Annotated in this window: 13 protein-coding genes and 1 pseudogene; 2 read left to right on the forward strand and 12 right to left on the reverse strand. The window is 37.0% G+C overall.

Annotated features, from left to right (window positions below; translation table 11 throughout):
• Nucleotides 1-4: 4 nt before the first annotated feature.
• Together N4G44_RS12550 and N4G44_RS12555 are read right to left on the reverse strand one after the other, a co-directional pair.
• Nucleotides 5-1468 carry a RagB/SusD family nutrient uptake outer membrane protein gene (locus N4G44_RS12550; protein ID WP_474927362.1) on the reverse strand — a complete coding sequence of 488 codons (1464 nt, stop codon included), beginning with the start codon at nt 1466-1468 and terminating at the stop codon, nt 5-7.
• An 11-nt stretch (nt 1469-1479) separates the two neighbouring features.
• A complete protein-coding gene (locus tag N4G44_RS12555; protein WP_474927363.1) occupies nt 1480-4326 on the reverse strand; it encodes a SusC/RagA family TonB-linked outer membrane protein in 2847 nt (948 codons plus the stop codon).
• A 344-nt stretch (nt 4327-4670) separates the two neighbouring features.
• On the opposite strand from N4G44_RS12555, the gene N4G44_RS12560 reads away from it, so the two are divergent.
• Both N4G44_RS12560 and N4G44_RS12565 read left to right on the forward strand, forming a co-directional pair.
• The gene (locus tag N4G44_RS12560) at nt 4671-5342 is read left to right on the forward strand and encodes a DUF4197 family protein (RefSeq protein WP_474927364.1); all 672 of its coding nucleotides are present in this window, start codon (nt 4671-4673) and stop codon (nt 5340-5342) included.
• A 41-nt stretch (nt 5343-5383) separates the two neighbouring features.
• Nucleotides 5384-5689 carry a DUF493 family protein gene (locus N4G44_RS12565; protein WP_040994336.1) on the forward strand — a complete coding sequence of 102 codons (306 nt, stop codon included), beginning with the start codon at nt 5384-5386 and terminating at the stop codon, nt 5687-5689.
• Nucleotides 5690-5722: 33 nt separating this feature from the next.
• Here N4G44_RS12565 and N4G44_RS12570 read toward each other — a convergent pair whose 3' ends face one another.
• From N4G44_RS12570 to N4G44_RS12615, 10 genes and pseudogenes are all read right to left on the reverse strand, one after another.
• Complete coding sequence (locus N4G44_RS12570; RefSeq protein ID WP_474927366.1) at nt 5723-6073, reverse strand: ArsC/Spx/MgsR family protein; 351 nt, start codon at nt 6071-6073, stop codon at nt 5723-5725.
• Nucleotides 6074-6159: 86 nt separating this feature from the next.
• Nucleotides 6160-6773: pseudogene (locus N4G44_RS12575) on the reverse strand (deoxynucleoside kinase).
• Between the two features lie 62 nt (nt 6774-6835).
• Nucleotides 6836-7768, reverse strand: a complete 933-nt coding sequence (locus tag N4G44_RS12580; RefSeq protein WP_474927368.1) for a hypothetical protein — start codon at nt 7766-7768, stop codon at nt 6836-6838.
• A gap of 176 nt (nt 7769-7944) precedes the next feature.
• Entirely contained in the window at nt 7945-8967 is a 1023-nt protein-coding gene (locus N4G44_RS12585; protein WP_474927370.1) for a glutaminyl-peptide cyclotransferase, read from the reverse strand.
• A gap of 35 nt (nt 8968-9002) precedes the next feature.
• A complete protein-coding gene (locus N4G44_RS12590; RefSeq protein ID WP_474927372.1) occupies nt 9003-9383 on the reverse strand; it encodes a VOC family protein in 381 nt (126 codons plus the stop codon).
• Complete coding sequence (locus N4G44_RS12595) at nt 9383-9889, reverse strand: GNAT family N-acetyltransferase (RefSeq protein ID WP_474927373.1); 507 nt, start codon at nt 9887-9889, stop codon at nt 9383-9385. Before N4G44_RS12595 ends, N4G44_RS12590 begins: the two co-directional genes overlap by 1 nt.
• 4 nt (nt 9890-9893) lie before the next feature.
• Nucleotides 9894-10319 carry an SRPBCC family protein gene (locus N4G44_RS12600; RefSeq protein WP_474927375.1) on the reverse strand — a complete coding sequence of 142 codons (426 nt, stop codon included), beginning with the start codon at nt 10317-10319 and terminating at the stop codon, nt 9894-9896.
• Between the two features lie 20 nt (nt 10320-10339).
• Nucleotides 10340-10957: a hypothetical protein gene (locus tag N4G44_RS12605; protein ID WP_474927377.1), complete on the reverse strand. Its 618-nt coding sequence runs from the start codon at nt 10955-10957 to the stop codon at nt 10340-10342.
• Nucleotides 10958-10974: 17 nt separating this feature from the next.
• Nucleotides 10975-11232 (reverse strand): hypothetical protein, encoded by a 258-nt coding sequence (locus N4G44_RS12610; RefSeq protein WP_474927378.1) that lies wholly within the window; start codon nt 11230-11232, stop codon nt 10975-10977.
• Nucleotides 11193-12587, reverse strand: coding sequence for a Na+/H+ antiporter (locus N4G44_RS12615; protein ID WP_474927380.1), 1395 nt, complete (start codon nt 12585-12587; stop codon nt 11193-11195). The genes N4G44_RS12610 and N4G44_RS12615 overlap by 40 nt, the downstream gene beginning before the upstream one ends.
• Between the last annotated feature and the right edge of the window lie 17 nt (nt 12588-12604).

The following is a 12604-nucleotide window of genomic DNA, read 5'->3' on the forward strand; positions in this document are numbered from 1 at the left end:
AAGATTAATATCCAGGATTTTGAGCAGATAATCCCTTAGCCTCAATAATAAATGAGTTAGGAATTGGGAATAATTCATGCTTTCCTACAACGAATGTTTTCCCGTCTGCTGCCATTGCAGCTTGTGCCTGACCGGTTCTTACTAAATCAAACCATCTATCATGCTCAAAGGCAAATTCTAATCTTCTTTCTTTCCATATAGCTGTTCTCATGGCTGCCTGGGATGTTGCAGTTGTATTGCCCAATCCTGCCCTATTTCTTACTTCATTAATAAATGGAGCTGCCTGGCTGGTTTGTCCTAATTCATTCATAGCTTCTGCTTTCATCAACAAAACTTCAGAGTATCTGAGATATCTTATATTTGTATCAGAATAGTCGCTTCCTGAAAATGCGGAAGAATATGCCTTATAATTATAATAAGGAGCAGCTACAGTAGCAGGCACCACTCTACCATCGTACAATGTAGAGTTTCTAAATATAATTGTTGCATTTCTTCTTTCAGTGTCTCCTTCAGAATTAAAAGCATCTACTAAATTCTGAGTTGGAGTACAGAAGCCCCAGCCCCAGCCTCCGGCACCTCTGGCACCCTGAACCTGAGAGTATTGTCTGATTCCCGGTGTAGCTTGTCCTCCAAGACCTTGAATTTCAAATATAGACTCCTGATTATTTTCTCCTGAAACTTTATATATATCTTGAAAATTCGGAGTTAAAGAATATCCTGTTACCTGGTTACAGTTATCAATTACCTGCTGCCATTTTTTTTGATAAAGAGACACTTTAGCCAATAATGCATAAGCAGCACCTTTACTTGCTCTACCTATATTATTACCTGTATAGGCCGTTTTATTTGGCAGGACAGCTATAGCTTCATTAAGGTCTTTTTCAATAAATGCGTAGATTTCTTCTTTTGACTTTCTTGTGAGAGTCATTGTACGATCATCATCATTACCCGCTACCGGTACATGATCAACTAAAGGTACTCCTCCAAAACTTTTTACAAGGGTGAAATATGAAAATGCTCTTAAAAATTTTGCTTCCCCTTCTAATCTTGACCGTAAACCTGCGTCAGCATTTGTTAATTGAGGTAAAAACTTTAATGCCTGATTAGATCTATTAATTGCCTGATAATGACCTTCCCAAATAGATTGGAACGAAGGAGTTGTAGCTGTAAATGTAAGAGCATCTAAAATATCTTTATCTGTTCCTGTGTCACTTGGATCAGATCCTTTATCTGCATCATCCGTTATAATACTAGAAACACCAATCCATGCAAATGAGCTGATATTCCAGTCCAAATATTTTGCATATATGGCAGTTATAAAGCTTTCTGCCCCTTCGTTGTTGTTCATTAACGAGACATCATCTGCTGAAATTGCAGCTGTAGGTTGCTGATCTAAAAAATCGTCACCACAACTTTGATTTATGAATAGTGTAGAGCACAATGCTACTAAAAATATATTGCGTTTCATAAGTTTCTTAATTAAAATTTAACATTTAACCCAAATACAAAAGACCTTAATGTAGGATAAGCATCCAATTCGATCCCTGTTCTTCCATACGGATTACCATCTGCATTAAGTTCAGGAGAAAATCCTGAAAATTTTTGGAAAATAAAAGGATTAACTGCACTTACATAAAGCCTCAAATTCGATATGTAATCAACAGGCTTATTAAATGTATATCCTAAGGAAATATTATTAATTCTAAAGAAATCGCCAGATTCTAAATAGTAAGTAGAAGCAATCGGAATTGCATTAAATGGAGCTGCATTTGATGCCCCTGTATTAGCAGGTGTCCAGAAGTTATTTGCTACATCATATTCAATATTTTCTCCTCCAGATCTTTGGGCTTTTTTACCATTATATACTTTATGTCCAAAAGCACCGTATCCATTTACTGATAAATCTACATTTTTATACTGTACTCCGACATTAATACCCAATGTAGATTTTGGTATGTATGATCCAAAAAATCTTCTGTCTGAAGCATCATTAGCACCGGTTACTCCATTACCATTAGTATCCACATACTTAATATTTCCATTAGAGTCAAATCCACCGAACTCCCATAAGTAGAAGCTTCCTAATGGTTGTCCTATAGCATCATCATTAAGGAATTTTGTATCCTGTCCGTTTCCTAAGTTTCCTCCTATAATTGGATTATATCCATCCGATAACTTTTCTAGTCTGTTTTTATTAATTGAATAGTTTGCATTAATTGAGTAATTCCAGTTTTCTCCAATTTTATCATTCCATCCTAGTGACATTTCAATACCTTTGTTGGATACTTCTCCAAGATGAGCATAACCAGGATCAGAAAGACCTGTAGTTGATACTGGCTTGGATGTTAAAATAATGTTTTTAGTGATCTTGCTATATAGGTCAAAAGATCCTTTTAACCTTCTGTTTAACAATTCAAAATCAACCCCTCCACTCGTTTCTTCTGTAATTTCCCAAGAAAGGTTCGGGTCAAAGATTCTGTCAATAGTTGTCCCGTTAGACACACTATTTCCTCCAAATGCATAATTGTAAGTTGCTCCTGTTGCAAAAGGTAAATAATTGGTAGGAATTCTTTGATTTCCTAATCTACCCCAGCCTGCTCTTAGCTTTAATAAATTAATAATTGAATTATCTTTTAAAAAGCTTTCTTCAGAAACAACCCATCCTGCACCGAATGAAGGGAATGTCCCCCATTTATTTCCTTCAGCAAACTGAGATGATCCGTCTCTTCTTACAGTGGCTGTTAACAAATATCTGTTCATTAATTTGTATTGAAGCCTCCCGAAATAAGAAATTGTGGTATTATCATTATTATTAATGGAATTAACCTTAACAATCTGATCTGCGTAATTAAAAGGATCAGTTCCGGTACCATAGATATTCCAATAGTTACTATCGTTAATCATATTCTTTCTCTGAACTGTAAGCTCATTCTCTCCACTCCTTCTTGTTGATTCAGTTCCTACCATTACCTCAATATCATGAATATTTGAGATTTTTTTATTGTAAGTAAAGAAATTGGTTAATACCCAATTGAAGTAATCCTTTCTGGTATTGGTTAACAAATTTAAAGGTAATTGTTTTGTCGGATCCGGATCTAAATTATAACCTGCCGGAACTCTTGTTGGATCTCCTGCTAACCAAATGGCCAGTGATGGGACGTAATTATAGCTTTTAAAATTAGAATACTCTCCAGAAAACTGTGATGTAAATTTAAGCCCTTTAAATAAATCAACATCAAGTTTTAAGCCTCCTTGAAGAATAAACGAGTTTTGCTTTTCGTTATTAAAAGCCAATGTTGCCAGAGGATTTCCTACATTGTTAAACGATTGGCCTGTTGGAGAAGCAAAACCATTACTACCTACGAAAGAAACCCCATATTGCCCTGTTGAAAAATAGGCAGGAACAATAGGAGACTGTTTATATGCTTCTGTAAAAGCTCCTAGAGGTTTAGGAGTTGTATTGGTAAATGTTGCACTTAAATTTTGAGAAATTGTAATTCTCTTTAAAAATTTAAATTCATTATTGGTTCTAACTGTAGAACGGTTATAGTCAGTTCCTTGTAAAATAGATTTCTCATCATAGTTGCTTAAGCTTAAGAAATATTTAGCACTTTCCGAAGCTCCTGATAATGATAAATTATGTTGATTATAAGTTCCTGTTCTTGTTATCTCGCCAAACCAATCCGTATTGACCGGCTGATCCTGAGAGTATCTTGACGCTCCAAAAGCAACATTATTATAGTAGGAAAATAAATTACTCCCAGCCATCTTTACCTTTTTCAAAGGCATCCTTACACCAGTAAAGCCATCATATTCAACTGTTATTCCTTTTCCTTTACCACTCTTGGTTGTTATAATGATAACACCATTTGCTGCCCTGTTACCGTAAATTGCCAAAGCTGATGCATCTTTTAAAACATCATAAGTCAGGATATCATTTGAGTTAATATTATTAATATTGTCTACAAATAAACCATCTACAACATATAAAGGATCTCTTCCTCCTAAGGCAGTCCCTAGCCCTCTGATCATCACCGTCGGTGTAGAACCTGGTAAGTCAGAAGCCATTACTTGAACCCCTGCGGCTTTTCCCTGAATAGCCTGTGTTGCGTTCAGGACTTTAGTTTTTGTTACTTCTTCTGCATTGATTGAGCTTACAGATGTGGTATTATCTACCTTTTTTCTGCTTCCATAACCAATCATTACAATTTCCTCAATTTTCTGTTCTTTCGGAACAGTGTCTTTCGGTGTAGTCTGCGCATTGACGTTCATACCGAAGTATAAAACTGCAATGAGACATGAATACTTTAAATCACGTTGTTTCATATAGTTTCAATTTTATTCGTACAATCTAATTTCATAATGCCTTTAGTGGAGTTATTTAAAATCTCAAAAAAAGACATTAGGTAAAAATAGAAAAAAAATCGAACAATGTTAAGATATCATAAAAATTTAAAAAAAATAAATAAATATTAAACAAAAAACTAAATAAAGCAATTTCAGGTAACTAAATTATATTATAAATATTAATTTATGATAAAATATCCAATCCAACATTCTGTCCTTTTTGCAAAAAAATCACCAAATACGCATGAAGAATTTAATATTTTGTTAATACAGTTATAGTATTTACCTTTGGCGCAATATTTGAAAAAATAAGAAAAAGAGCAATGAAAAAATACATTATAGCAGCAGCATTATTAATTGGAACCGGTACATTAATTTTTACCGGCGTCCAGTCGTGCACTACAGTCGCTACTTCGGATCTGGGTTTATCTATTATTAAAAGAATTCTGACGAACGGGATCGATAAAGGGATGGGAATCTACAGCAACAAGGAAGCTTTCCTTCAGAATAACCTGGTAGATAAGGCCCTTCCGAAAGAACTTAGAGATATCAACTCCACCCTGGAAAAAATAGCGCCTTCTTTAGTAGCTAAAGAACGTGATTTTATTGCCCAGGCGGCAGCTTATACTGTTAACACTTCAAAACCTATACTTCAGGGTGCAGTCAACAGCTTAAATGCACAGGATGTCACCAGAATTATTCAAGGAACTACAGCCACTCAGATTCTGAAAGAAAAAACTTCTCAGCAGCTTGTGGCAGCAATAGCTCCTAAAGTGGATGAGAAGCTGAATGAATATGGAATTGCAAAAACAATCAACACCGCTCTTTCAGGAAATAATCTCCTGGGCAGCCTTCTGGGAGGAAGCAACAGTAACGTCAATACCGGCGGACTGAGCAGACTCGCTTCTGAACAATTGGTGAACGGATTGTTCTACATCATCGAAGATTATGAACATCAGAATTCCAAGGCCCTGCTGGGACCTCTTGGAAAGTAGAAAAATTTTCGCTATATTTATATATAATTTAACAAGGGCAGATGGATATATTACAAGGAAACCAACACGCAAATCCGGAGGAATTTTATGTTTCTCTGAAGGAAAAACTGGAAGGTCATCACGACTTTCCTGAAGATTATTTATTTAAATTTATTATTCCCACAGATGATGCCAAACTTACAGAAATCTATAAGGTTTTTGACGGTATCAAATTCACACTGGGAAACCGGGAAAGTAAAAACGGAAAATACACTGCATGCAATATCAATGCTTTTGTTCTGGATGCAGATCAGGTAGTGAATATTTATAAGGAAGTCGCCAAAATAGAAGGCGTTATTCTATTGTAAAAAAAGAAAGTCAGCTTCGGCTGACTTTTTAATTTATTTTTCAATAAAGAATTTAACATTCTCAATAGGTCTTCCCAGCATGGCTACAGATCCTTTGATCAAAATAGGCCTCTGTATCAGGGAAGGATTCTCAGAAAGGATTTTGATCCATTCTTCTTCAGAATAGTTTTTATCGGCATAATTTTCCGTGTACAGCTTATCTGTTTTACGGATCATATGAAATACGCTCTGATTCAGCTTTTTTAGTACTGTTTTTATCTCTAAAACGCTCAACGGATCTTCCATGATATTGATGATCTCGAAAGGAACACCGTTTTCATCAAGATACTCAAGTACAGCATTTGATTTGGAACAGTTTCCGTTATGTAAAACCTTAACCATCATAATATAATCATTTATAAAATTAAACTCCTCCCATCAAATTTAGGAAGAAATGAATTCAAAGCCGTCTTAAATTCTGATAAAATTTGTTAAAAGAGACCGTTCAGCTCTGCTTCGATCTTTTCAAGGATAAATCCGAAATCTTCAGGCTTTTCTACAAAATCAAGATCATCTACCTCAATCACAAGCAGTTTTCCTTCGGTATAGTTGGAGATCCATTTTTCGTATTTCTGATTCAGCTTTGAAAGGTATTCGATGCTGATAGATGCCTCATATTCTCTTCCTCTTTTATAAATCTTTTTAACAAGGTTCGGAACATCAGATTTCAGGTAAATCAACAGATCCGGTGCGGAAACAAAAGATTTCATCAGTCCGAAAACAGAAACATAATTATTGAAATCCCTGTCTGAAAGAAGCTTCATATCGTTCAGGTTTTCTGCAAAAATATGGGCATCTTCGTAGATGGTACGGTCCTGGATAATATTTTTACCGCTTTCTCTGATCTCCTTTACCTGGCGGAATCTGCTTCCCAAAAGTAAATCTGCAGGGCAAAGCTCCACTTGCTCATATCCGCATAAAAATCTTCAAGGTAAGGATTGTGGTCTACATCCTCAAACTGTGCATCCCATCCGTAATGCTTGGCAAGCATCGTGGTCAAAGTGGTTTTTCCGGCTCCAATATTTCCTGTAACTGCAATATGCATTCTCCTAAGTATTTTTTTATTAATGGGCTAAACACCTGCTGACTGAACCGCTGAAGTTTCTTCTAAGAGCTTCTGTATAGTAGTTTCAGGAGCTTTTTCATCAGATTCTTTCTTTTCGCCGTCAGTTTTTTCACGTCTTCACCAACGGTTTGTTCGGATGATGGTTTGGTGTCAGACGGCGCAGTTTCCTGCTTGGTTTCAGGTTCTTGCTGCTGTTTAGTTTCCTTTATTTTTTCCAGGTTGTAAAGATAGAGTTTGTTGGCTTTGATTTCAAAATAAGAAAGGATGTTTTTATCCACAATTTGTGCGTCTTTATCTTCAAAAATCGTCATCATTCCTTTTTCAGGATCATATTTCTGGATCGAATTATCTGCCACCACCAGAATAACATCATTTTCCCTTCTGAATCTTTTCCCATTTTCAAGCGGGGTTTCAAAAAGTTTTTCAAATTTCAGCGAATATACCCTGATATGCTTTCTGGTTAAAATGTAGACTTTATTTTCGAATACCAGCAGGTCCATCAGGTCATCAAAACTGATGTCAAACGGATAAGAATTTATAGTGGTATCGTTCCTGAAATTGTACTGAATAAGACGTTTTGTGCTGTCGTCCAGAAGCCACAGCTGTTGCAAGTCCTCCGCATAAGCCATTTTAATAAACCCGAACTTCTGCCTGAAATCTATCCTCTGGATTTCATTCATATTCTGATCCACAAATTTCATTTCCTGGGCATTTTCAGAGAACAAAGGCACGCTTAGAGGATTCTGAACCGACTGTACCTTATAGGGAACGGTCAGCATCATTTTTCCAAGCTGTTTCCCAAGAGAATCATATTTGGTAAAACTGAAGTCTTTGTTTTTATAGATGTACAGATTCCCGTAATCGTCCGCAAGCATGTCTTTAGCTTCCTTCAGTTTCAAAGTATCTAAAGGGAGGGATTTCTGTGCGGAAACGGTACAGAAAAAGGAGATCAATATGATGTAAAGTAGTCTCAAAATCTATTTTGGCAAAAATAACTTTCCTATACGGAACGTTGGCAATTTACACACTTTTATTTAAATTAAAAGAATGAAATACTGAATAGTAACCTCATTAATCTCAGCCAGTCATTTTAGTAAAAAACAGCGCTCCTGAGGAACGCTGCTTTTTTATGGATAAATCTTAAATCGGATTATTTAATCTGAACTTCATAGATCTTGGACCAGTTTTTACCTGTTACAAGCATGTTTTCGCCTTTAAAAGCAATTCCGTTCAATACATCGTCACTTCCTTTGGTATTCTGTTTAGCAATATCGGTAAAATCGAATGTCCCTACCACTTCTCCTGTTGCCGGATTGATCTTTAAGACCACCGGTTTCTGCCATACATTGGCATAGATAAATCCGTTGTGGTATTCAAGCTCGTTCAATTGGTCATAGATTTGTGCGCTTCCTGCCACTGCTACATACTTGATCAATTTTGAAGGGTCATTGGCATCAAGGAAATACAAAAGCTTGCTTCCGTCTGATGCAATCAGGTTTTTCCCGTCGTAGGTAAGTCCCCATCCTTCACCCAAAACGTTCGGATAAGGGAATTCTGAAAGAAGTTTCAGTGAACTTTTATCGTAGATATAACCTTTTTTGCTTTGCCAGGTCAGCTGATATACTTTATCTCCCACAATGGTACTGCCTTCAGAAAAATCTTCCTGAGCCTGTTTTGTAGAAGCCAGAGGAGTTGTTGTTCCCAATGTATATTTCAGGATCTGCGAAGATCCGTTCTGCCCGTCACTCTCATAGATGGTATTGCCTTCGATCTGGAATCCCTGTACAAAATTCTTCGGATCGTGCGGATATTCGGCTACGATTTGGTAAGCTATGCTTTTTTCAGGATTTTTTGCAAATACGTTGATGGTTGCATCCTGGTTCAACACTTTCCCTCCTTTTGTTTTGATATTGAAAGTAACCGCATTGTCCCCTAATGTAAAGAATTTAGGATCAACCGTTAAGCTGGAAGTTTCTTTATCTCCAAAGCTGATGCTGATGCTTTCTGCATTCTCCGTCACCTCTTTCGGAAGTTCAAGTTTATCGCCGAAATGATATCCTTTTTCCGTCATTGAATTATTATACTCATTCAGAGTGTTCAGGATCTTCTCATCTTTATTACAAGACGCCAACATCAAAACCACCGCTAAACCTACTATTATATTCTTTTTCATTGAATTTCTAAATATTTCCCCAAAAATAGCAAATTTTATTCCGTATTACCAATATTATCAACAGGCTGTCCAAATTGAAGTATATAACCGTTGTTGTCGTACACTGCAAACTCCCTCATATCCCAGTCAAAAGTCTCAATTTCATAACAGATTTTGGCTTTAGTTTTAAGGTCTTCCCAAAGATCGTCAACATTATCAACATTGAAATAAAATGAGCCTGTAAAACTTATTCCGTTTGGTTTTTCATATTCATTTTGGGAAAGCATGATCTGCACTTCGTCCTTACGGATCGAGGCCCATTGCCAATCGTCATTTCTTCCCATTAGGGTAAAGCCGAGAATCTGGGTATAAAATCCTATGGTATCATCCATATTTTTAACCCAAAGTATGGGGCGGAGTGCTGTAAATGTTGCCATTATTTCAGGGATTCAAAAGTGTTCTTATTAATTTTCATATTAATGGAAAGCCATAATTCGTTGTCGATACAGACTTCACTCAGGACATCCGGGTCAATTTCGAAACCTACTTTTTTATAGCATTCAATGGCTCCAGTGTTCCAGTCGTATACATTCAGCTCGGCTATTTCTCTGTTGAAATGGCTGAAACCATATTGCAGAAGGTTCTGTACAATTTTCTTTCCGTAACCTTTTCCCCGGTTATTTTCGTCCCAGATCAGGATTCTTCCCAACAGAAAAGTATTTTCTTTGAGAAAAATCTGGGCGTGGCCGATCACTTTTTGTTCCGCCTCATCAAAAACCCTGAACATGAATCTGTTTTCATTTTCCAGATCAGTCTCCAGCTGTTCTTTTGTCAGGGGAAAATGATAGGCAGGGCCGGCAAACTGAAGAAGCATTCTTTTGTCTTTTATTGTAGAGATCAATTCCAAACTATCTTCTATGGTAAAAGGCAGCAACTGTATCATAAGTTTATTTTTCCAGATAGTTTTTCATGCTTTGTCCGATAATTCCATTCCAGCCTTCTGTAAAGCTTTTTCGAGAAAAGTTTTCGCCTAAATTATCAAAGCCTTCAATATGATCATGGGTTAATGTTACCAACGTTCCGTTGTCCTCTTCCTGAAGTTCCCAGGTTACGGTAGTTACGGCATCCGAAAATTCGGGATACGACCAGGTGTGTTTCAATTTTTTGTTAGGAACAATTTCCAGAATGTGGCCCTGATGATGGTATTTCTTAGCTTCACCCGGCTCATAGAAGTTAAATTCTTTTCCGGTTTCCAACACAAAATCCTGGATATCAAAATACCAGGATTTCATTTCGTTTTTATCGGTCAATGCGTTCCAGACTTTTTCTGCCGGAGCGTTTATTTTGTACTGAACAGTGATTGGTTTATTCATATTTTTTATTTTAAAAATACTCAAATACTTGAATTTAATTTTTCCAATACATCTTTTTTTTCCATTTTCAAACGTTCCGATAATTCTGAAATCAATTCATCTGAAAATTCTACTTTAACATTACTTCTACCCAATCTTTCCTGATGCAATTTAAAACTATCAATAGCCTCTTCCAAAGGCTCAGCATCTGCAACTTCAACGATACAATTTTCTATTCCTAAAAAATCTTTAGCAAATGATTTTATTCCTGTTTCAATTGTTTCAAGATCAATTCCTTCATCAGGATGCCAGATGTCTATGAAACGTGGTTTAACGCCTTTCCCGTTTTTGGGAGCATCGTAATTTACTTCCTGAAAATATTCATCATCCGGCTCGTCATAGTAAAACCAATAATGGCAAATATGATCAGATAAAAATTTCTGAACTGCATCAGAAAATTCTTTTTCATCCTCTTTGTCCAGCAAATCATTTAAACCATTTCTCAAATAACTTTTTGTATTTAAGCAAACTGCTCCAATTCTCTCACCAGATTCATAAAACAATTCCAGATCTTCCCATCCGGCCTTATCACAAAGCCCATAAATACCCCACCATAAGTTGGAAGACTCTGTTTTTACAATAATTTTCTTTGCATCCATTTGTTTTACATTACAACCTATCCATGGGAGAACCCGGTGATTTTCGCTTCATCAAAATCCAGCTGCATTTCAATAGTTCTCATGACATGGTCATCAAAAATTTTCTCTCTTTTCATCCGGTGCAGCTCATTCCTTTGTGCCTGGATGATCTGGCGGAGCACGTCTTTATTTTCGTTGATCGCATTAACGTAATCTCCTGTGGAGGCCATACATTGGGCCTTATCGGCCATCAGCATCATTTCGGTTTCCAGTTTATGTTTCTGATGACGAACCAAAGTATTTTTTCTGCCAGATCCGAAAAATCATTTTCCATTTTTTGAAGTGCAGTTTCTTTAAGTTTACGCATCAGGATCACTTCCTGTTTTTCCTCAGGCAGTTCGCTTCCGGCATCGTCTATCTTTAACCATTTTAAGATGGGAGTCAGAAGAAGTCCCTGTCCTACCAAGGTGATCAATATGATGACGAAAGTTACGAATAAAATGATATTGCGGTGAGGAAAAGCTTCTCCATTCGGTAAAAAAGCAGGAATGGAAAGTGCTGCAGCCAATGAAACCACTCCTCTCATCGCAGCAAAACTGATAATGAAGGGTTCGCGCCAGTCGGGTTTCGGAACTTTCAACCTTAATTCTTTTGAGCAGAGTCTTGGGAAATACATGACCGCATAGCTGTACAGTATTCTCGTAAAAATAATAGCTCCGCCAATCACAACACTGTAAAAAATGCCTTCTGAAATGGTATAATCTTTCATCGCAGCAACCACTACAGGAAGCTCCAGACCAATAAGGATAAAAATAATGGTATTCATCAGGAATATGAGGACACTCCACACGTTCCCTGACTGTATCCTTGAGGTATGACTCAGATAACAATGGGAATTGTATGACATTAAAAGCCCTCCCGCAACTACTGCCAAAACTCCTGAAAAATGGAAATGCTCTGCTCCTACATACATAATGTACGGAACAATTAGTGTAATTACGGTATCAATATTGGAGTTGGAAGGAATAATTCTCAAAAGAGCACCAAATAAAAGCCCTACAGCAACTCCTACAGCTACCCCGCCTACAGCCATCATAAAGAAGTCCTGGACAGCATCCCTCCATATGAACTGGCCCGAAATAACAGCTGCCAAAGCAAATTTGAATACAATTAAACTGGAAGCATCATTGATGAGACTTTCTCCTTCCAGGATACTGGTGATCTTTTTAGGAATTTTCATGTGCTTCAGTACGGAAGTGGCTGCTACTGCATCAGGCGGAGAATTAACCCCTCCTAGCAGGAAACCCATGGCAACGGTAAGTCCAGGAATAATGGAAGACGAAAGATAAGCCACCACGATCGAGGTTAAAAACACAAGTCCGAAGGCCATCGAAAAAATCTGCTTCCTCCATTTATGAAAATCCTGCCATGAAGTGAACCATGCCGCTTCAAAAAGAATAGGAGGAAGAAAAATAAGGAATACAAGATCCGGCTCTATTTCAATATGCGGCATCCCTGGGATCAGGCTGATGAGAAGGCCGGCAATCACAAGGAAGATAGGGTAAGCTACTTTCAGCTTCTGCCCTATCATCACCAATATCATTACAGATAAAAGAACTGCAATGGATATGATAACATAACTGTGAATCATTTTGGGTTTGTTTTTTT

The organism is Chryseobacterium sp. GTID13 (genome assembly GCF_056172655.1).